Consider the following 21088-nt stretch of genomic DNA (forward strand, 5'->3'; position numbering starts at 1 on the left):
GTGACGATGCAACAGGAGAAAACCATGAGAAAGACAACCAAGCTCGCACTTGCCTACATCGCCCTGGCCGGAGCCGTTGGCGGCGCGGCCTATGCCGAGAACCTCGACAGCGCCAACGTGCGTGAGCGCACCATGATGCGGCTCGACAAGGCGATGAAGGACAATGACGGCAAAATCACCTTCGACCAGTTCTCCGATGTCATGGACGCGCGGCTCAAGAAGCTTGTCGCTGACAATGGCGGCAAGCTGACTGTCGCTCAACTCGCCGACGCGCTGGAGAAGGCGCGCTTCGAACGCATGGCCAGGCGCATCATCGCCCGTTACGACAGCAAGGGCGACGGCACGCTGACATCGGATGACATCACCGGCCGCGAAAAGAAGCTTTTCGCAATGCTCGACAAGAACAATGACGGCAAGATCGAGAAGGGCGAACTGCCGAAAGGCTCCGAGGTCGTCGACCGGAGCCTGTCGCTCAGGCCGCGGCCTTGACCGCCATTGGCGCCTTCTTCACGGGAATACGCACCGATACGATCGTGCCGACACTTTCGGTCGAACGGATCTTCAGTGCACCGCCTTGCAACTCGGCCAGCGAGCGCGAAATGGCAAGGCCAAGGCCGGAGCCGGCATGGTTTTTGGAAAACTGGTTCTGCACCTGCTCGAAGGGGCGCCCCAGCTTGCCGAGGGCTTCTTTCGGGATGCCGCAGCCATTGTCCTCGATCGTCAGCACCAGCGCGCCTGACGTGTTGCGGGCCCTGACCGATATGTGGCCGCCCTGGCCGGTGAATTTCACCGCGTTGGACAGGAGATTGATGACGATCTGCTTGATCGCCCGGCGATCGGCAAACAAAGTCAAGGCGTCGGCAATGCGCGTTTCCACGGTGATCGCCTTCTGCGCCGCCTGCAGCGAGACGACACGCACCGTCTCGCTGATCAGCGGACCGAGGTCGATCTGTTCCTGGTCCAGCGAGAACTGGCCGGCTTCGATCTTGGACATGTCGAGAATGTCGTTGATGACGCCGAGCAGATATTTGCCGCTGCTGTTGATGTCGGTGGCGTACTCCTCGTAGCGCTCCGAGCCCAACGGACCGAACAGCCCCTGTTCCATCAGTTCGGAGAAGCCGATGATGGCGTTGAGCGGTGTGCGCAGTTCATGCGACATGTTGGCCAGGAATTCGGATTTGGCCCGGTTCGCCGCTTCGGCGCGCTCGGTTTCCTTCATGTATTTGCGGTTGAGGTCGACCAGTTCGCGCGCCCGTTCCTCTTCGGCACGGCGGGCGAGGCTGAGATCATGGATCGTCGCCATCAGCCGGCGTTCGCTGTCGACGAGTTTCTCCTGGTGCAGCTTGATCTGGGTGATATCGGACCCGACCGAGACGATGCCACCGTCCCTGGTCCTGAGCTCGTTGACCTGCAGCCAGCGGCCGTCGGACAGCTGCCGCTCGAACGTGGCGCCGCCCTGCGGACCGTTGGTGTTGGCGAGCCGGCGCTCGGAAGCAAAGGCCAGCATACGTTCTTCCAGGGAAGCGCGCGTCACACCCGGCATCACGTCGCGGTCCGAGAGCCCGTTGTCCTGCTGGTATTTGGAATTGCACATGATCAGGTTCTGAGCCGAATCCCACAGCACGAAGGATTCATTGATGTTCTCGATCGCGGTCCTGAGGCGAAGATCGGCCGCTTCGGAGCGCAGCGCCAGGTGGCGCTGCTCGGTGACGTCGACGGCGATGCCTATGAGCTGGATCTCCGGCGCTTCCGGGTCCATGACCTGGGCGCGGGCGCGCATCCACACCCACTGGCCATCGGCATGCCGCATCCGGAACACCTGGTCGATGTGGTCGATCTCGCGCGCGACGATCCTGTTGGCGAGTTCGAACAGGTCGCCATCCTCGGGATGGATGATCTCGTCGACCTCGCCGAAGGACAGCATCGTCTCGCAGGGCTCATAGCCGAGCATGTCGTACATCGAGCGTGACCAGTACATCTTGCCGCGCACCATGTCCCAGTCCCACAGGCCGCAGCGGCCGCGGACCAGCGCCATGTCGATACGCTGATGCGCTTCGACATAGATGCGGTCGGCTGCCTGCGCGCGCGCCGCCTGTCCGAAATAGGCATAGAGGATGATGATCAGCACGCCGGCCGTCAGCACAAACAGGGTGACGTTGAGCGAGACGGTCTTGCGCCACGTGTCGAAGACCGCCTCTTGGGGGACGAGCGCCGCCGCGGCTCCCTTCCTGTCCTTGCTCAGGCTGACCGCCGCGTACCAGTCCTGCCCGCCGATGTTGACCTCCATGACGCCAGCCCGGTCGCCGAACATGAACAGAGGTTGGCCGCCCTGGACGAGGCCGTCGAGCGAATGGCCTTGCCAGGGCACCGAACGCGGCGTCACCGCGGTGATCCTGAAGGCGCTGTCGGTGATGACCAGCACATGGCTGCGGCCCATGGCGCCCTGACGGCTGGTGGTCTCCAGCAGGTCCTGGGAGGCGCCCGGCAGCGTGTCCGATGTGGTGGCGAGCGAACTGGCGAGCTGCGCGGCGGCCAGCGTCAGGATAGCCTTGGCATCGCGCTCCACGTCGTCGCGCTCGTTCATCAGCGAGATTACACGCAGCGCCGCGATGACGAGCAGGAAGATGACGATGAGGGCCGGTATCGACCGGCGCAGCAGCGGTTCGGCCGCCAGAAGCCGCTTGTAGGCCGGTTCGGCAATGAGCCGCGTATTCCCGGCAAGGCCGTCGCCGCGCGTCTCGCGACGCGCAAAAACCATCCCACCGGGCGCGCCCCACGCGTCCGCCTTTGCCATAAATGGCACTCCCCGATTTCAGTATGCCGCATTTCTATGTGCTGGTGATCCGGCAACACCGCACTTCCGAATCGCCATTAAAGAATCAAAGGTGATTCGCCTTGTCCAGTGGTCGGGCGAAAAAAGATTAAAAATCGACTAAAATAATGGGCTTTTTAGAACCCGGCCTTCTCCCGCAGGGAAGAAGGCGGGAGCGCCTAAGCCAACGTGCGCTCGACGATGTCGCGCAGATCCGCCGACAGGTTTTCGGCATTGGCGATCGAAACCAGCACTTCCCGGGCCTGGGCTTGCCTGCCCGGTTCGAGCGAGCGCCATGATCTGAGCGCGGTTGCCAGTCTTGCCGCCACTTGCGGATTGCGCTTTTCAACCTCGAGCACCGTCCGTGCGAAGAAGCGGTAGCCTTCGCCGTCGGCGCGGTGAAAGCCGGTCTGGTTGGCGCTGGAGAATGTGCCGATCAACGAGCGCACCCGGTTCGGATTGCCCATCGAGAAGCCCTGATGAGCGGTCAGGGCGCGAACCGTCTCCACCGCCTGCGGGCCAGGCACGCTGGCCTGGATCTGGAACCATTTGTCCATCACCAGCGGGTCCGACGCATATGTCTGTTCGAAAGCCGCCAGCGCCTTGCTTGCCTCCGGCGATCCGTGGTGGCGATGCGCAAGCACGGCCAATGCGGCCGCCCGGTCGGTCATGTTGCTCGCGGACTGGAAATGCCCGGCCGCCAACGCCGCTCCACCTGGTAGCAGCGAGAGATAATCCAGCAGAATGTTGCGCAAGGCGCGCCGTCCGGCACTCGCCGCGTCGGGGCTGAAAGCGCTCTTGTCGGCAAGGCTGTCGTAGAGGCCGGAAAATGCCTCGCCATTGGTCATGCCGATCGCCAGCGCAAGCGCCTGTCGGGCCGCATGGATGGCGTCGGGATCGATGTTCTTGCCGATGTCGCGGGCGATGTCGGCGTCTCCAGGCAGCGCCAGGGCCAGGGCCCGATAGGCTGGCTCCAGCGTCTCGTCGCTGGCGATGCTGCCGGCAAGCTCGGTCAGCCGTGGGGCGAAGTCCGGCTGTTTGCCGCCAAGGATCTGGCGGAAGGCAGCGATCAGAGCATCGGTCAACAGCGTGTTGAAGGCCTGCCAGCGCGAGAAGGCGTCGCTGTCATGGCGGGCGAGGAAGTATTGGTCGGCCGCCTTCTGCTCGGCCGACAGCGTCACCGGCGCCGAAAAGCCACGGTTGAGCGACACCGCCGGGCGCTCGGCCACGCCCGAGAAACGCACCACATGGCGACGCTTGCGGACATGGATGACGCCGTCCTCGACGTTGGCGCCCTCGACGCCGCTATACGCGACAGGTTTGCCGCCGGCGCCGATCAGGCCGAAGGCGAGCGGGATATGCATCAGCCGCTTGCGGCTTTCGGAGGGGGTCGGCGGCACCGACTGCTCGATCTCAAGCGTGAATTCCTGTGCGGCCGGATTGTGCGTCGAACTTACCGTCAGGTTGGGTGTGCCCGCCTGATGATACCATAGCGCGAATTGCGACAGGTCGCGGCCGGACGCGTCCTCGAACACCTTTATGAAATCCTCGATGGTCGCGGCCTCGCCGTCGTGGCGTTCGAAATAAAGGTCCATGCCGGCGCGAAAGACCTCGGCCCCGAGAATGGTGCGGATCATGCGCACCACTTCGGAGCCTTTCTCGTAGACCGTCGCCGTATAGAAATTGTTGATCTCGCGGTAGCGGCGCGGCCGCACGGGATGCGCCAGCGGGCCCTGGTCCTCGGGAAACTGGTGGGCCCGCAGCGTGCGCACCTCGGCTATGCGCTTGACCGCGCGCGAGCGCTGGTCGGCGGAGAATTCATGATCGCGGAAGACCGTCAGCCCTTCCTTCAGGCAAAGCTGGAACCAGTCGCGGCAAGTGATTCTGTTGCCTGTCCAATTGTGGAAATATTCATGCGCGATGATCGCCTCGATATTGGCGAAATCGGCGTCCGTCGCCGTCTCCTGGTCGGCCAGCACGTATTTGTCGTTGAAGATGTTGAGGCCCTTGTTCTCCATCGCGCCCATGTTGAAGTCCGACACGGCGACGATGTTGAAGACGTCGAGGTCGTACTCGCGGCCAAACGCCTCCTCGTCCCATTGCATCGACCGCTTCAGCGCGTCCATCGCGTAGCCGGCGAGCGCCTCCTTGCCGGGCTCGACATAGATGCCGAGCTCGACCTTGCGGCCGGACATGGTGACGAAATTGTCGGCCACCTGGCCGAGATTGCCGGCCACCAGCGCGAACAAATAGGATGGTTTGGGGAAGGGGTCGTGCCATGTGGCGTAGTGCCAGCCTTCGGCGAGATCGCCGCTCTCGACCGGATTGCCGTTCGACAGGAGCAGCGGCGCTTCGTCGCGTCGCGCCTCGATGCGCACCGTGTAGACCGACAGGATATCGGGGCGGTCGAGGAAATAGGTGATGCGGCGAAAACCCTCCGCCTCGCATTGCGTGCAGTACACGTTGTCCGAGCGGTAAAGGCCCATCAAGGCCTCGTTGCCGGCTGGGGCCAGTTCGGTTTCGATCAGCAGCTGGAAACGAGGTGCCGCCGGCGGTTTGAGCAGGGTCAGTTGGTCGGGGCTCGCCAGCAGATCCGCCGGTCTCACCACCTTGCCGTCGACTTCGACGCGTTTGAGCGTCAACCCATCGCCGTCGAGCACCAGCGGAGCCGACGTGGATATGTCCTCGCGGCGTTCGACGGTCAGTATCGCGGTGACGACCGTTGCCTGCGGCGAAAGACGGAATTCAAGGCTGGTTTTCGGAATGAGGTAGTCGCTGGGGCGATAGTCCTCGAGTTTGAAGACCTGACCTGTATCGGTGCGCATTCCCTGGCTTTTCCTGTCTTTCCGGGACCGGACATGATCTGACCGGCCCAAAAATTCGAAGTCCGCGCTCTTTACACGAAACACTCCCTCGACAAAACTGCGGCAGGGCCTAATTCAGGTCATCCTTTCCTTGTCGCGAGGCAGTCATGACGGCCGTCACACCGAAATTCGGGATGGGCGCTTTCGTTCGGCGCGCCGACAATTTCCCGTTCTGCCATTTCGAGAACCGTAGCGTGCCCTCGACCGCGGGCAGAGACGCATTGCCAAAGTGACATCAGGAGCGGGGGCGCAACCAGAGACGACGGGCGGCCACGGCACCCTGAGAGGCATCGTGCTGAAGATCGTCTCCGTGGCGGTTTTTGTCGGCATGCAAACCTGTATCAAGGCGGCAGGCGATGTGCCTGCCGGGCAGATCGTCTTCTTTCGTTCCTTCTTCGCCATCTTCCCGATCATTGTCTTCCTGACGTTGAAGGGACATCTGGCCACGGCATTCGTCACGAAACGTCCCTTCAACCACGTCGCGCGTGGCGTCGTCGGCGTCGGTGCCATGGGGCTCGGCTTTTTCGCGCTCACCAGGCTGCCTCTTCCCGAGGCGATCACCCTGAACTATGCACAGCCGCTGCTGGTCGTGGTGTTCTCCTCGGTCTTCCTTGGCGAGACGATCCGCGTCTATCGCTGGAGCGCTGTCGCGATCGGCCTCATTGGCGTGCTCGTCATTTCCTGGCCGGAGCTGACGCTGCTCAATTCGGATGAAGGTCTCGACGACCAGGAGGTCCTGGGCGTCATGGCCGCGCTGGCGGCCGCGGCAATCTCCGCTGTCGCCATGCTGTTGGTGCGCAATCTCGTGCAGACGGAGAAGACGGCGACCATCGTGCTATGGTTCTCGTCGACGGCGAGCGTGCTCTCGCTGTTGACGCTGCCCTTCGGCTGGCAGTCGCTGACGCCAATACAAGCCACGTTGCTCATCCTCGCCGGCTTTTGTGGCGGGCTCGGCCAGATTTTGATGACCGCGGCCTATCGTCATGCCGAAGCCTCGGTCGTGGCGCCTTTCGAATACACCTCGATGATCCTCGGCGTCGTCGTCGGCTATTTCGTTTTCGGCGACGTGACCTCGCCCGGCACGCTGGTCGGTGGCGTGATCGTGGTCGCCGCCGGCATCTTCATCATCTGGCGCGAACGGCAGCTGGGTCTGGAACGGACGCGCACCCGCAAAGCTGCGCTGCCGCAAGGGTGATCAGGACCGTTCCTTCGCCAAGCGTACCAGCATCGCCCGTGTCTGCTCATCGGCCGGGAAAAAGGATTCGATCGCCAGTTCCGAAAGGGTGACATCCAGTGGCGTGCCAAACACGGTGATGGTGCTGATGAAGGAAAGCACCGTGTCGCCATGGGCAAGCCGCAGCGGATGCACGATCGCATTCGGCTCGACCGGCGCCGGCCGGCTGCTCTGCAGGCCAGAGGGGTAGCCGCGAAGCTCTTGCTCCAATGCCACCAGCACCGGGTCACCGGCGGCATCGTTCTGATGTTTCAGCCGTTCGAGCAGGTGGGTGCGCCATTCCTGGAGGTTCACGATCCGTGGCGCGACACCACCTGGGTGCAGGCTGAGCCGCAGCACATTGACGGGTGGCTGGAGCAGAGAGGGCTCGGAAACATCGGCCAGGAATGGCCCGATCGCCATGTTCGCCGCAACCAGGTTCCAGTGCCGGTCCACCGCCAATGCCGGAAACGGCTCATGCCCCTTGAGCACCATCTCGACCGCCGCCATTGCCGGTGCCAGCGTCGTGTCGGTGAGCGGCCGTTCGCTGAAGCTCGGCGCGAAGCCCGCGGCCAGCAGCAATTGATTGCGCTGCCGCAGCGGGATCGCAAGCTGCTCGGCCAGATGCAGCACCATGTCGCGCGAGGGCGCGGCACGACCGCTTTCGACGAAGGAGAGATGCCGTTGCGAGATCTCGGCCTCCATGGCGAGGTCGAGCTGGCTCATGCGACGTCGCGTGCGCCATTCGCGGATCAGGCTACCGGCGGAGGTTTGGGGCGTTGTCATGCAGGACGACTAGGCTGACGCTGAATGTATTTCAATTACCTGCAAGGTCATCGTTAGCTCACTTCCCGCAGCTTCGCCTTCACTTCGAGAAAATCCCGCCATGCGAGCTTCTTGTGCGCGGGGGTGCGCAAGAGATAGGCCGGGTGCAGTGTCGGCATGGCTGGAATGGCAATGCCGGAACCCGTGGTGTGGACGCGCCAGTTGCCGCGCAGCCGCAGGATTCCTTCCGAGGTGTTGAGCAAGGTCTTGGCCGACGGGCCGCCGAGATTGATCAGCACCTTGGGATTGACCAGCTCGATCTGACGCTCGATGAACGGCCGGCAGATCTCGGTCTCGTGCGGCGTCGGCGTGCGGTTGCCGGGTGGGCGCCAGGGAATGACGTTGGCGATGTAGACCGAGCTACGGTCGAGGCCGATCGCAGCCAGCATCCGGTCGAGCAGGCGGCCCGAGCGGCCGACGAAGGGCAGTCCTTCAATGTCCTCGTCACGGCCTGGGGCTTCACCGACCAGCATGACAGCCGCTTGCGGGTTGCCGTCGGCGAATACCAGGTTCTTGGCGGTCGCCTTGAGATTGCAGCCCTCGAAAGCGGTCATGTGCTGGCGCAGCTCGTCCAGGGTCGTCGCCGTCATTGCCAGTTGGCGTGCCAGCGCCGCCTGCGCTTCGTCGGGCACGGCCGAGGTGGGCGGGCGCGGGGCCGGAGCATCCGGCACGGAGCGCCCATCGAGGCGCGGTGGACCCGCGGCCGGCTCCGGTACCTTGCTTTCGCGTGGCGCCGCCGCCGGCGTGCGCTCCGCCGGCTTCGGCACGGCCTCCGCGAACCGATTGACCGACGCATCCTCCAACGCCTCGTCAACACCCGCGCTGGCATAGAAGGCGAGCAGATCGGCCAAATCGACCGGATTGTTGGGAGAGGCGGCAGTCATGGCCGCACCATCGTCCGGGCGGGATTAATTTGCAACCTCGGCGAAGTCGGTCGCGGCAGCCAATCCCGCTTGCCAAGGCGAGGTCGCGGTCTAGCCAGTGGGTATGCGTGGATCCTGAACCAAATAGAAGGTCCATCGCGGCGTGTAGTCGGTCATCAGGAATTCGAAGCTGGCGGTCTTCAGCGGGTCCACCTTGCCGTTTTTGAACAGCAGCCGGTCATAGGGCTCGAAATCGCGGTCGAAATCGGCGAAATTGCTCGACCAGATATTGTCGGGCGTCTTGTTGCGCTGGTCGAACGAAAGCCCGTCTCCGAACACGCTTGGCTGGTCCAGTATTTCCTGAAGCTCGAACTGGAACTCGATCCAGGCCTGGCCGCTGTTGTTGAGCGCGTCGATGCGCATATACATGATGCCATTGGCGAACTCGCCTGCTCTGCCGAATGCCTGGATCGGCTTTGTGGTGCGGATGGTCAGCGTCACGGGTGTCGCCGAATTCAGCTCTTCGGTGATGACCAGCGGATCGTCCTTGGTTCCGATGCCGGAGGCTCCGGTGATGCGGAAACCGCCAAGCTCGTCGGAGAACGAGTACGCGCCTGTCGCCCAGACCTTCACTTCATCCGCGACGGCATGACCCGGGCTCAACGCCAGAAGGGCCAAAATAAGCGCCCGGCAGGCCCGGCCGGGCGTTGATGGAAAGCGCGTCGAAGAGAAGCCGCCTGGCCCGGGAATGCGCATGGCGGGAAGTATGGCCGATAAGCAAGCCGTCGAACAATAAAAAACGCAAGCCTGGCGGATCGCGCCACGCGGAAATGGCCTCTCTGCCGCGCAAAGCGCGACTTTTTGGCCAAATCGGCATTGTCACGTATGCGCCGGTTTCCTGTCGCCAATTGATGCGCTATGCAGCGCAGGAGCCAGCAAGATACGCCAACGGCGGCAAGCCAGTGCGGAGGGGTTGATGAGCGATATCGAACGCGAAAGCATGGAATTCGACGTGGTCATCGTCGGTGCCGGACCGGCCGGCCTTGCCGCGGCCATCCGACTCAAGCAGGTCAATCCCGAGCTCTCCGTCGTCGTGCTGGAAAAGGGCGGCGAAGTCGGCGCCCACATCCTGTCGGGGGCCGTCGTCGATCCGATCGGCATCGACCGGTTGCTGCCTGGCTGGCGCGAGGAGGATGGTCATCCCTTCAAGACGCCGGTCACTGCGGACCATTTCCTGGTGCTCGGCCCCGCCGGTTCGTTCCGCCTGCCCAACATCTTCATGCCGCCGCTGATGAACAACCACGGCAACTATATCGTCTCGCTCGGCAATGTCTGCCGCTGGCTGGCTGGCAAGGCCGAGGCGCTCGGCGTCGAGATCTACCCAGGCTTTGCCGCGGCCGGCCTGCTCTACAATGAAGAAGGTGCCGTCACCGGCGTCGTCACCGGAGACATGGGCGTCGAGAAGGACGGCACGCATGGTCCAGGCTTCGCGCCGGGCATGGCGTTGATGGGCAAATATGTGCTGATCGGCGAAGGCGCGCGCGGTTCGCTGGCCAAGCAGTTGATCGCTAGATATAAACTCTCCGATGGCCGCGAGCCCGGCAAATACGGCATCGGCCTCAAGGAACTCTGGCAGGTCAAGCCGGAGAACCATCGGCCGGGTCTGGTGCAGCATTCCTTCGGCTGGCCGCTGGACATGAAGACTGGCGGCGGTTCGTTCCTCTATCATCTGGAGGACAACCAGGTGGCGGTCGGCTTCGTCCTCCACCTCAATTACAAGAATCCCTATCTGTCGCCTTTCGAGGAATTCCAGCGCTTCAAGACCCATCCGGCGATCGCGGGCACGTTCGACGGCGCCAAGCGCCTGGGCTACGGCGCGCGCGCCATAACCGAGGGCGGCTGGCAGTCGGTGCCGAAATTGTCGTTCCCGGGCGGTGCGCTGATGGGATGCGCGGCGGGCTTCGTCAACGTGCCGCGCATCAAGGGCTCCCACAATGCGGTGCTGTCGGGGATGCTGGCGGCCGAGCATGTCGCCGAGGCGATCGGCGCCGGCCGTGCCAATGACGAGCTTTCCGCCTATGAGGATGCCTGGCGGGCGACCGACATCGGCAAGGACCTGAAGAAGGTGCGCAACGTCAAGCCGCTGTGGTCGCGCTTCGGCACCATTATCGGCGTCAGCCTCGGCGGCCTCGACATGTGGCTGAACACGCTGTTCGGCGTCTCGCCCTTCGGCACGCTGAAGCACGGCAAGGCCGACTATGCCACGCTCGAGCCGGCCGCCAAGCACAAGAAGATCGTCTATCCGAAGCCGGATGGCGTGCTGACCTTCGACCGCCTGTCCTCGGTGTTCCTGTCCAACACCAATCACGAGGAAAACGAGCCGGTCCATCTGCTGGTCGGCGACATGGACCTGCAGAAACGCTCGGAACATGATGTCTTTGCCGGACCTTCCACACGCTATTGCCCGGCCGGCGTCTACGAATGGGTCGACAAGGACGGCAACGCCGCCGCCGATCCGCAGGCTAAGGATGTGCGCTTCGTCATCAACGCGCAGAACTGCGTCCACTGCAAGACCTGCGACATCAAGGACCCGAACCAGAACATCAACTGGGTGCCCCCGCAAGGCGGTGAAGGACCGGTCTACCAGGGCATGTGACCCCTGCGCCGCCGGGCCGTCCAGGGCGCGGCAGCAAAATTGCAGCGGAGTTCTGGCTGCGAGAGCATGCAGCGCAGCAGAACCGTTGAAACTATCACCGGCTTATGGTTCCCTTCTCCTGGGACAAGGAGAAGGCCGATGCGCCGGACAGTTCTGACATGCCTCGCCGTCATCGGGACACTGTGCGCGCCTGAGGCCTTTGCCGGCACCAGGGCAATCGTCCAGACGCGGACCTACGACATCACGGGAAACTCGGGTACGGCCTTCATCGACGCGATGGACAGCAAGGGGCCCAAGCATGGCTTCATGACGCATGCCATCGCCACAACCGCCTATACGGTCGACTGGGATCTCGGCGGAGGCCAGGACAACGGCGTCTGCCGGCTGCGGCGGGTCAACGGCACGCTCAATCTGTTCTACACCTTCCCTCGCGTCGGCTCGCCCATGGCGCCGACGTTGAAGAGGCGTTGGAACAGGTTTTTCGCCGGTGTTCGCGCCCATGAGGAAACACATGGGCGCATCGCCAGGGAGATGATGCGCGTGACAGAAAGGTCGATAACTGGCCTGCGGGTCGCCAACGACCCGTCATGCGACAAGGCGCGCCGCGAGGCTCGGCTTCGCATCAAGGCCGTTTATGCAGAATATGAGGCGAGGCAAAACGCCTTCGATCGGCGTGAGCATCGCGATGGCGGCCATGTCGAACATCTGATCGCTGCCTTGATCGGGAAACCTTGAACGAGCAATCCGTTCGCCATCTCAACGCTTCGCCGCGGCGCGGGTGCTCCATTCGTTGACGCGTCAGCCGTGCGGCTCAGCAGGCAAATCGTGCGCCGCGAGCGCGGTGGCGTGCCCATCCTCAGGCTGTTTCTCATCGGACCGGACCAAAAATTCGACCAGCAGCGGCAGGTGGTCGGAGCCGGCATCTTCCAGCCGCGTCGAAGACAGGATCGTCACGCCGCCTTTGCTGAACACCTGGTCGATCGGCAGGCCTGCATAGCGGCGCAGGAAGTCCGGCAGTGTCCGGTGGATCCAGGTCGGGCCGGCGGAAGGCATGAGTGTCAGCCCGCCGAGAGCCGCGACCCGCCGCACCGCGGCACTCCACGGCACGGCGTTGCAATCGCCTGCCATGATCGCGGTCTCGCCGAGCGCGGCCAGTGGCTGCGCCAGTTCGCCGATCTGCCAGTATTGCTCCTTCGGCCAGGGCCAGCTCAAATGAATCGCGGCGACATCGACATCGGTGCCGCCGAAGTCGACCGTGGCGATAGCCATCGCGCCGCGCGGCTCGCAGCGCGGCGCGGCGTCGGCGGCAAAGGGCCGGCGCGACAGCAGCGCCACGCCGAACATGCCGTTTGGGTAGGGGCAGAGGATTCGGTAGGGGTAGGCACTGGCGATGTAGCCAAGCTCGGTCGTCCACATCTGCGACACCTCGTCGAGCGTGATCACGTCCGGATTGGTGCGGCCGATCAGTGAGAGCACTTTCTTCGGTGTCGCGTTGTTGAAGCGCAGATTCATCTGCAGCAGGCTGTAGACGATCTGGCCGGTCGGCTTGGCGGCCGCCTGTTGTGGCCACCATTTGGGCAGCGCACCCGTCGTTGTGGCCAGGCAGAAAATGGCGAAAAGCAGTCCACCCGCCGCTTGCAGCCGAAACGAGCTGGCGAGCAGCGGCAGCGCCAGAAGTGCCATCAGCACGCTGAGATGAATGCGGAAATGCGAGAAGGAATCGAACGCCGGGTGCAGTGCGCCGAAAAATCCGGCCAACAAAGCGGCCGACAATGCCGTCATCGCCAGGAATGCCAGCCCAGCCGTCATATTCAAGCGCGCGCCTGTTGCCATTGAGGTCGTGTCTGCGAGGTTGTATCCGCTGAATGCCGCCTGTCGGTCCGTTCGATTTGCTTATCGGCCAAATTGCGGTCTGAGCAAGACGACGAATTGCCTCGCCGAGGCTTCGCGGTCGCCTACTGGAATGCCGTTTCCGAAAAGCTCCGGAGCTTGCGCGAATGCAGCCGCTCCATCGGCATCTCCGCCAGCTTCTCCATCGCCCTGATGCCGATAGTCAGGTGCTGCGCCACCTGCCGCTTGTAGAATTCGGTTGCCATGCCAGGCAGCTTCAACTCGCCATGCAGCGGCTTGTCGGAAACGCACAGCAGCGTGCCGTAGGGGACGCGGAAGCGGAAGCCATTGGCGGCGATGGTCGCCGATTCCATGTCGAGCGCAATGGCGCGCGACTGCGACAGCCGCTGCACCGGTCCGCGCTGGTCGCGCAGTTCCCAGTTGCGGTTGTCGATGGTGGCGACGGTGCCGGTACGCATGATGCGCTTCAAATCATAGCCCGACAGGCCGGTGACCTCGGCGACGGCTTCCTGCAGCGCGACCTGGATCTCGGCCAACGGCGGGATCGGCACCCAGACCGGAAGATCGTCGTCCAGCACGTGGTCCTCGCGCACATAGGCATGCGCGAGCACATAGTCGCCGAGCGCCTGGGTGTTGCGCAGCCCGGCGCAGTGACCAAGCATCACCCAGGCATGTGGCCGAAGCACAGCGATATGATCGGTGATGGTCTTGGCGTTGGAAGGACCCACGCCGATATTGACCATGGTGATGCCGCCATGGTTCGGCTTCTTCAGATGGTAGGCAGGCATCTGCGGCAGGCGCTGTGGCGCTACGCCTTCGCTGGGCGCGCTCTGCCCGGCCCGGGTGATAACGTTGCCAGGTTCGACAAATTCCGTGTAGCCGTCACCGCCCTTTTCCATCAGGTCGCGGGCGCGGGCGACGAACTCGTCGATATAGAACTGATAGTTGGTGAACAGCACGAAGTTCTGGAAATGCTGCGGGCTGGTTGCGGTGTAGTGCGTCATGCGGTGCAGCGAATAGTCGATGCGCTGCGCCGTAAACGGCGCCAGCGGCCGGGGCTCGCCGAAGGCCACTTCGAACGTGCCATTGGCGATCTGATCGTCGGTGCCGTCGAGATCCGGCACGTCGAACAGGTCGCGGATCGGCCGCTTGATGCGTTCGGCATCGGCGCCGTCAACATAGGTGCCTTCCAGAAAAGCGAAATGCAGCGGGATCGGCGTGGTCGATTCCGAGACGGCTACCGACACGCCGTGATTGCGCATGATCAGCCGAAGCTGCTCGATGAGGTAGGTCTCGAACAGGTCCGGCTGGGTAACCGTGGTGGCGAAATGACCTGGTGTTGGCATGTGGCCATAGGCCTGGCGCGAATCGACCTGGGTGAACGAACTCGTGGTGACGCCGATCTCGGGGTAGAAGGCCCGGTAGCGCTTGCTGCTGTCGCCGCCGGCGGCTAGGGCCGCGAAGGAATCGCGCAGAAACTTGGTATTGCGGTCGTAGAGCACCTGCAGCGCGGCAACGGCCTTTTCGGCGTTATCGAAGCTTTGCCGGCCAAAGGGCTCGGGCATGACGACAGATTCGATGGCTTGGGGATAGATTCGCTTTTCCATGGCTCAATATAGAGACTTGGACGGGCGGTTGGGAGGGGGCTCGCCGCCGAAGGCGCTCAAAGCGCCCTTTTTTCTTCAACCCCGCTGCAGGCTGACCAGCAGCACGAACCCGACGCCGGACTTTCTGAGCGCCGGCGCCTCGATCGTCGAGCCGCTATCGGCACGCATCATCGGCACCGCCAGGACCGGAGCGGCCAGCAGCATCAGGATGAGCGCCGCCCGCGGCAGGAGCCGGAGGGTCTTGGAGAGGTTGGCGGCGATGCGGTTCATGATCTCTGGGCTTTTCTTTTCGAGGTCCGGGTTCTCTGTTTCAGTGACGAAAATCGGTCGGGCAGGCGAGGTGGCACATTCTGGTGGCGTCGTCCCAGGAGCGCGAACGGCCCGCTTCGGCGACGAGGATGGCGAAGAACATTCCAAACAGGCTCATCAGCAGGCAGACGATGGTGAAGCGGCGAGCAAGCATTGGGTCCGTGTCTCCTTCAACACGCATGAGAATGCCCTGACGCCTCTGAACCGGCTCTGATGCCGGCGTTCATCTGCCGTTCAAATTGATTGAAGGGATGTTGACTGGGTTGCGGCAACCAGAATGCCGACCGAGCGCTGCCTGCTCATCGCCAAAACGGAAACGGGGCCCGCCAGGCCCCGTTTAGAGATCACACGGAAATGGTCGCTTAGAGTTTGTGCCAGGTCTGGCTCTTGCAGATCAGTCCGCCGAGCACGCAACCGCTCATCTTGAGCGAGGCGCCCGACAAGGTTGCCTTGCCCGAATAGGTCTTGTCATTTGCCGGATCGGTGATGTTGCCGGTGTATTTGTTGTCGCCGGCCGCCTTGAGCGAGCCGATGGTCTTGCCGGCATATTTGCCTGATTTGAGCGTGATGGAGAACGAGCTGCTGCCTGAAATGGCAGCGGTGTCGCCGGCTTGCGTTTTCCAGTTGCCCTCGATCGGATCGGCCCACGCCGCGCCGCTCAGGATCAAAGTGGCCGCCAGGGCCAGGCTCACTTTTCGAGACATGTCTTCCTCCCTTTGGATAGCCGGCCGAATGCTCCGCCTCGCCGGTCTGCCGCTTACGCAAACGTAAGCTAATCCAGCTTCCGTCAAAACGAAAGCGGTGCCGCGACGGAAGGTTTTGGCATTTCGAAAGCGCCTGAATTCGCCCTGTCGGCCCGGAAATGAAAACGACCAGCGCCTCGTGTTTGCTTTCTAGGGTTAGCAGAGTGTTGACCGCGCGCTCGAAAATTTTCGTCAAATTTGGCGAAAACCAGCTGAATTGCTGGCTTCGTATCCTTAACGAATTTTCGCGTTTACCTCTTGTTTTAGCTTTGTTTTCCTCAAATTAAGCACGCCATTTAACGACGGATTCAAGCCTGCGCGGCATTCTCGAAAGCATCGAAAGAGCGGCCCGGACAAGACGAACGGAGGCAGCTCTCGGGAGCCAGACAGGGGACTAAAAATGGCACGTTTTGAAATGCTTGAAGCAGGCTTCGGCGCCATGGGGGCAACTGCCCAGGCCGACATTCTTTTCGAATTGGGCATGATGTATGCGACCGGCCGCGATTGCGAAACCGACGTCGTTGCCGCCCACAAATGGTTCAACATCGCCGCCATCAAGGGATCGGCCCGCGCCGCCGAGTTGCGCTCGGAACTCTCGGCGGCCATGTCGAAGGTCGAGATCGCCAAGGCGCTGCGCGAAGCCCGCGAATGGATGACCATGCACTGAGTTCCGCCAGACGGGGACGCTCCGGCCAAGACCGCAGAAAGACGGTCGGGCCAACAGGGAAAAGGCTGCGCAGACAGCCAGGCCACGGCCATCGACAACGAGAATGCGGCACGCCGACAGGTCCAAGCCGCGCGACGGACCATGATCCCGAAGACTCCGGTTTTCGGAAGGATCATGGCCAACAGGAAGACAGGGAAGGTGGGTTGGGTTCACAGCGCGGGGGCGCCGGGGAAACAGCCTGACCGGCAAAAAAAGCCACGACCGGCCGGAACAAGGCTGGCGTGGCTTTTTGCGTGGATGAGGCCGCGCAGGCCCAATCGAGTGGCGCCAATGCGCCTAGACAGGTCCGATGAAGGATGAAATTGTCCCGCCTCTCTGGAAGAAGCGCGGCCGGGCGGCCGCGCGTGAGTGGAGGAGTTCTATTGTCATGAAAAAAATGAGTGTTTTGAGCGCGGCCATTTTCGGCCTGATGATGAGCGCGCCGGTCGCGTTCGCCGATGACATCACCATCTCGGTGGTCGGCCCGATGACCGGACAGCTCGCCACCATCGGCGATCAGTTCAAGCAGGGCGCACAGGCCGCCGCCGATGCCATCAACGCGGCTGGCGGCGTCAACGGTTCCCAGATCAAGCTCGACATCGAGGACGACCAGTGCGATCCCAAGCAGGCGGTGTCGGTCGCCAATCGCATCGTCGCCAACAGCGTCAAGTTCATCGACGGGCATGCCTGCTCGGGTTCCAGCATTCCGGCCTCGGCGGTCTATGCCGAAGCCGGCGCGCTGATGATGAGCCCGGCTTCCTCGAACCCGGTGCTGACCGATGCGGCCGCCAAGGCCGGCTGGTCGACGATCATGCGTCTCTATACGCGTGACGACGCACAGGGCGCCTTCATCGGCCCGTGGATCGCCAAGAAATACGCCGGCAAGAACGTCGTCATCCTGCACGACAAGAGCGCTTACGGCCAGGGCGTGGCTGATGCCGTCAAGGCGACCATGAATGCCGGTGGCCTCAAGGAGGTCTATTATGACGCCATCAACCCCGGCGAGAAGGACTATTCGGCGCTTGTCACCAAGCTGAAGGATCTCAAGGCTGATGTCGTCTATTTCGGCGGCTACCACCCCGAGGCGGGCCTGATCCTGCGTCAGTCGGCCGAACAGAATTTCAAGTTCCAGCTGATCATGCCGGACTCGATCGCGTCGCCGGAATTCTGGCAGGTTGCCGGCCCGGCCGGCGAGGGCACGATGTTCGTGTTCCCGTCGGATCCGCAGGCAAAGCCGGAAGCCAAGGCAGCCGTCGAAAAGATCAAGGCCGGCGGCTTCGTGCCGGAAGGCTTCACGCTGTTCTCCTATGCCGTGGTCCAGGCATTCGCCGAAGGCATCAAGCGTGCTGGCAGCGATGATCCGGCCAAGGTTGCCGAGGCGCTGAAGAATGGCACGGCGATCAGCACCGTTGTCGGCGACGTCACCTTCGACGAGAAGGGCGACCTCAAGAATGCCAGCTACGACATCAACCAGTGGCATGACGGCAAGTACGCGCCGATCGCGCAGTAATCGCCCTGGCACTCGGGTAATCCAAGGGAATGGCCGGGTTCGTCCCGGCCATTTCAGTTTGCGGTCGCTCCTTCTATCCGCCGGCGGCCGCGGTGCATGCGTTCTGGTCCTCGGCGAACCGCACCAGCACCGCGCCGTCGGTGACCTGTGCGCCTTCCCCGGCGATCTCGGCGATCACCCCGTCATGCGGGGCGGCGATGGTGTGCTCCATCTTCATCGCCTCGAGGATCAGCAGAGGTTGCCCTTTGATCACAGCGTCGCCTTTCGCCACGCGCACAAGCTTGACCAGGCCCGGCATCGGCGCGCGCAGGCTGCCGGTGGCCGCTTCATCGCTCCTGGCCAAGGGGTCCGGCACCGCGAAAGTATAGCCGACGGCGCCTTCGAACACCGTGATGTGGCCAGGCCAGCGGGCGAGGCGGGGAACGGTGCGAATATCATGCGAACTGGTGCTGTCATAAGGCGCATCGAGCGCCACCTGGAAGCGCCCGTCCGATCGCACTGAAATCTTTGCCTGAATGGCTTCATCGCCGAACGTCAGCCGCATGCGCCGCGCCACGCCGTGGAAATGCGCATAGCCGGCGAGTGCCGACCATGGGTCGTTCGACGGCGGCAATGCTCCGGCACCCGAGGCCGCCATGGCGGCAGCCGAGATGATCTCGCCGGTCGGCGGTGCGACCGCCGTCAACGCCTCCTGGTGTCTGCCAATCAGGCCGGTATCGATGTCTTCAGCCGCAAAATCCGGATCGGCGGCAAGAGCGGCAAGAAAAGCGGTGTTGACGGTGGAGCCGGCAATCTCGGTTTGCGCGAGCGCGGTGCGGAGCGCTTCCAGCGCCTGCCGTCTGTCTCCGGCATGAACGACCAGCTTCGCGATCATCGGGTCGTAGTAGGGCGAGATGGCATCGCCAGCCCGCACGCCGGTCTCGATGCGCATCGCGGCGCCTTCGGGGACAACGTCCGGAAATCTAAGGTGGTGCAGCGTGCCTGTCGCCGGCAGAAACCCCTTGGCCGCATCCTCGGCATAGATGCGCGCCTCGAAAGCATGGCCGCAAAGCGTGATCTCGCTCTGTGTCTTCGGCAGTTTTTCGCCGCTGGCGACCCGTAACTGCCATTCGACGAGATCGGTGCCGGTGACCATCTCGGTGACCGGATGCTCTACCTGCAGCCGGGTGTTCATTTCCATGAACCAGAAGCGATCGGCCTCGAGGCCTTGCGAGGCGTCGACGATGAATTCGATGGTGCCGGCGCCGGAGTAGTTGATTGCCTTGGCGGCTTTTACCGCCGCCTCGGTCATTGCCTTGCGCAAAGCCGGCGTCATGCCGGGGGCGGGGGCCTCCTCGATTACCTTCTGATGGCGGCGTTGCGCCGAACAGTCGCGCTCGTAGAGATGCACCGCATTGCCGAAATTGTCGCCGAACACCTGCACTTCGATATGGCGCGGCTTGTCGACATATTTCTCGACCAGCACGCGGTCGTCGCCGAAAGCGGCCTTTGCTTCGCGCCGGGCGCTGGAGAGTGCCTCGGAAAAGTCATCGGGATGCTCGACGCGGCGCATGCCCTTGCCACCGCCGCCAGCGCGCGCCTTGATCAGCACGGGATAGCCGATCTCGCGGGCCTTTGACGCAAGCAGCACGATTTCCTGTGCCTCGCCATGATAGCCCGGAACGACCGGAACGCCGGCTTTTTCCATCAGCCGCTTGGCGGCGTCCTTCAGCCCCATGGCGCGGATCGAGGTCGCCGACGGGCCGATGAAAATGAGGCCGGCCGCCACCACCTGGTCGACGAAATCGGGGTTTTCCGACAGGAAGCCGTAACCGGGATGGATGGCCTGCGCACCCGTGGCCAGGGCCGCGGCGACAATCCTGTCACCGCGCAGATAGCTCTCGCCGACGGGCGAAGGACCGATATGGACCGCCTCGTCGGCCATCTCGACATGCAGGGATCTCGCGTCGGCATCCGAATAGACGGCGACAGTGTGCACGCCCAGCTTGCGAGCCGTGCGGATGACGCGGCAAGCGATCTCGCCCCGATTGGCGATCAGGATTTTGCTGAACATGGAGCCTCCCGGGTCAGTATCGGGCGGCGCCATTTTGGTAGGCACCGGCCTATTTCGAAGCGGCGATCTCGCACGCGCCGCCGGTGGTTACCTTGTAGTGCGCGCGCGTGGTCAGACAGGATTTCATAGCCAGTTCTTCCGCTGCCTTTTGTGACGGCGCGTTCAGATGCCCGCCGCAGATTATGTATGATGACATGATCCGGGCATAGGGCGTGGTGGCGTAGGCCGAATGGCCGCCGGCCGCCACATAGGCCTTGTAGGTCTTGGTACATGGATCTTTCAAATTTCGTGGCAAATAGGGCGGGAAACGCTTGTCTCCCTCGCTTCCCGCCAACGATCCGGCCACGCCCGCGCCATGCGCGGCGGTTAGCAGCAATGCCGAAAGTATTAAAGTAGACACATTCCGTGAATATTTCCGTTTCATTCTCACCCCATCCCCATTGCAAAGTGCAGCAGGAGCGATAGCGAATATTCTCCGGCGCCGCCAGAGCTGCAGGATGAGCTCGCGATTTCGTGAGCGAACGAAAGGCCTGGTCTATAAAATTCAATCTCCACCCAATGTTGCCAGATGTTCTCGGTATAGTTCCGCCATCGCTTCGTCGAAGCAGCAGAAAACAACGATTTCGGGAAGCGCGTTGTGCTTGATGAAGTCATTGACCTCATAGACGGCGATTTCGGTCGCCTCGTCTTTCGGGTAGCGGTAAACACCGGTCGAGATCGCGGGAAACGCCACCGAACGGCAATCATTGGCGGTCGCGAGTTCCAGCGACCTGCGATAGCAAGAGGCCAGCAGTTCGGCTTCGCCCTTGCAGCCGCCCTGCCAGACCGGCCCGACCGTGTGGATGATATGTCGAGCTGGCAGCTTGTAACCCTTGGTGATCTTGGCGTCGCCGACCCTGCATCCGTTCAACATCCGGCATTCTATCTCGAGCTCACGACCCGCCGCGCGGTGGATGGCGCCATCGACTCCACCGCCGCCGAGAAGCGAGGTGTTGGCAGCATTGACGATGGCGTCGACATCCAGCTTCGTGATGTCGCCGGTGTGGATGCGGATCCTGTCTTGGGCCTTGCTCATC

General features: G+C 62.9%; 19 protein-coding genes. 6 read left to right on the forward strand and 13 right to left on the reverse strand.

Annotated elements, in window-relative coordinates:
- Window positions 1–24: 24 nt before the first annotated feature.
- Window positions 25–489 (forward strand): hypothetical protein, encoded by a 465-nt coding sequence (locus FJ936_RS27825; RefSeq protein ID WP_140788171.1) that lies wholly within the window; start codon window positions 25–27, stop codon window positions 487–489.
- Here FJ936_RS27825 and FJ936_RS27830 read toward each other — a convergent pair.
- Together FJ936_RS27830 and pepN are read right to left on the reverse strand one after the other, a co-directional pair.
- Window positions 473–2794 carry a PAS domain-containing sensor histidine kinase gene (locus tag FJ936_RS27830; RefSeq protein WP_140788169.1) on the reverse strand — a complete coding sequence of 774 codons (2322 nt, stop codon included), beginning with the start codon at window positions 2792–2794 and terminating at the stop codon, window positions 473–475. The two genes, FJ936_RS27825 and FJ936_RS27830, sit on opposite strands and share 17 nt — an antisense overlap.
- A gap of 197 nt (window positions 2795–2991) precedes the next feature.
- Entirely contained in the window at window positions 2992–5637 is a 2646-nt protein-coding gene (pepN, locus tag FJ936_RS27835) for an aminopeptidase N (protein ID WP_140788167.1), read from the reverse strand.
- A 268-nt stretch (window positions 5638–5905) separates the two neighbouring features.
- Between pepN and FJ936_RS27840 the strand changes: the two genes are divergently transcribed.
- Window positions 5906–6871, forward strand: a complete 966-nt coding sequence (locus tag FJ936_RS27840; protein WP_140618532.1) for a DMT family transporter — start codon at window positions 5906–5908, stop codon at window positions 6869–6871.
- On the opposite strand, the gene FJ936_RS27845 is transcribed toward FJ936_RS27840, so the two are convergent.
- The 3 genes from FJ936_RS27845 to FJ936_RS27855 form a co-directional block, all read right to left on the reverse strand.
- On the reverse strand, window positions 6872–7675 hold the full coding sequence (locus tag FJ936_RS27845) for a helix-turn-helix transcriptional regulator (protein ID WP_141907232.1): 804 nt from the start codon (window positions 7673–7675) through the stop codon (window positions 6872–6874).
- A 53-nt stretch (window positions 7676–7728) separates the two neighbouring features.
- Window positions 7729–8598, reverse strand: coding sequence for a uracil-DNA glycosylase (locus tag FJ936_RS27850; protein WP_141907233.1), 870 nt, complete (start codon window positions 8596–8598; stop codon window positions 7729–7731).
- 90 nt (window positions 8599–8688) lie between these two features.
- Window positions 8689–9333: a hypothetical protein gene (locus tag FJ936_RS27855; protein ID WP_140788158.1), complete on the reverse strand. Its 645-nt coding sequence runs from the start codon at window positions 9331–9333 to the stop codon at window positions 8689–8691.
- 220 nt (window positions 9334–9553) lie between these two features.
- Here FJ936_RS27855 and FJ936_RS27860 point away from each other — a divergent pair, with 220 nt between their 5' ends.
- Complete coding sequence (locus FJ936_RS27860) at window positions 9554–11233, forward strand: electron transfer flavoprotein-ubiquinone oxidoreductase (protein ID WP_140788155.1); 1680 nt, start codon at window positions 9554–9556, stop codon at window positions 11231–11233.
- Between the two features lie 138 nt (window positions 11234–11371).
- Window positions 11372–11968: a DUF922 domain-containing protein gene (locus FJ936_RS27865; protein ID WP_015318608.1), complete on the forward strand. Its 597-nt coding sequence runs from the start codon at window positions 11372–11374 to the stop codon at window positions 11966–11968.
- Window positions 11969–12031: 63 nt separating this feature from the next.
- On the opposite strand, the gene FJ936_RS27870 is transcribed toward FJ936_RS27865, so the two are convergent.
- The 5 genes from FJ936_RS27870 to FJ936_RS27885 all read right to left on the reverse strand — a co-directional run bounded on the left by FJ936_RS27870 (window position 12032) and on the right by FJ936_RS27885 (window position 15704).
- Window positions 12032–13042: an endonuclease/exonuclease/phosphatase family protein gene (locus FJ936_RS27870; RefSeq protein ID WP_181171114.1), complete on the reverse strand. Its 1011-nt coding sequence runs from the start codon at window positions 13040–13042 to the stop codon at window positions 12032–12034.
- 146 nt (window positions 13043–13188) lie between these two features.
- The gene (locus FJ936_RS27875; RefSeq protein ID WP_224598323.1) at window positions 13189–14649 is read right to left on the reverse strand and encodes an AMP nucleosidase; all 1461 of its coding nucleotides are present in this window, start codon (window positions 14647–14649) and stop codon (window positions 13189–13191) included.
- Between the two features lie 117 nt (window positions 14650–14766).
- Entirely contained in the window at window positions 14767–14961 is a 195-nt protein-coding gene (locus FJ936_RS27880; RefSeq protein WP_140788148.1) for a hypothetical protein, read from the reverse strand.
- 40 nt (window positions 14962–15001) lie between these two features.
- On the reverse strand, window positions 15002–15154 hold the full coding sequence (locus tag FJ936_RS30630) for a hypothetical protein (RefSeq protein ID WP_181171096.1): 153 nt from the start codon (window positions 15152–15154) through the stop codon (window positions 15002–15004).
- Between the two features lie 208 nt (window positions 15155–15362).
- Window positions 15363–15704, reverse strand: a complete 342-nt coding sequence (locus tag FJ936_RS27885; RefSeq protein WP_140618524.1) for a DUF2147 domain-containing protein — start codon at window positions 15702–15704, stop codon at window positions 15363–15365.
- A gap of 439 nt (window positions 15705–16143) precedes the next feature.
- Between FJ936_RS27885 and FJ936_RS27890 the strand changes: the two genes are divergently transcribed.
- A complete protein-coding gene (locus FJ936_RS27890; RefSeq protein ID WP_010915070.1) occupies window positions 16144–16410 on the forward strand; it encodes a sel1 repeat family protein in 267 nt (88 codons plus the stop codon).
- Window positions 16411–16837: 427 nt separating this feature from the next.
- On the forward strand, window positions 16838–17959 hold the full coding sequence (locus FJ936_RS27895; RefSeq protein ID WP_015318602.1) for a branched-chain amino acid ABC transporter substrate-binding protein: 1122 nt from the start codon (window positions 16838–16840) through the stop codon (window positions 17957–17959).
- Window positions 17960–18032: 73 nt separating this feature from the next.
- Here the strand turns inward: FJ936_RS27895 and FJ936_RS27900 are convergent, their stop codons facing one another.
- The 3 genes from FJ936_RS27900 to FJ936_RS27910 all read right to left on the reverse strand — a co-directional run bounded on the left by FJ936_RS27900 (window position 18033) and on the right by FJ936_RS27910 (window position 21087).
- Entirely contained in the window at window positions 18033–20012 is a 1980-nt protein-coding gene (locus FJ936_RS27900; RefSeq protein WP_140788146.1) for an acetyl/propionyl/methylcrotonyl-CoA carboxylase subunit alpha, read from the reverse strand.
- Window positions 20013–20061: 49 nt separating this feature from the next.
- Window positions 20062–20436, reverse strand: coding sequence for a hypothetical protein (locus FJ936_RS27905; RefSeq protein WP_181171094.1), 375 nt, complete (start codon window positions 20434–20436; stop codon window positions 20062–20064).
- A gap of 120 nt (window positions 20437–20556) precedes the next feature.
- Complete coding sequence (locus FJ936_RS27910) at window positions 20557–21087, reverse strand: O-acetyl-ADP-ribose deacetylase (RefSeq protein ID WP_141907234.1); 531 nt, start codon at window positions 21085–21087, stop codon at window positions 20557–20559.
- Window position 21088 lies beyond the last annotated feature (1 nt).

The organism is Mesorhizobium sp. B2-4-13, assembly GCF_006658535.1.
Lineage (GTDB): Bacteria > Pseudomonadota > Alphaproteobacteria > Rhizobiales > Rhizobiaceae > Mesorhizobium > Mesorhizobium australicum.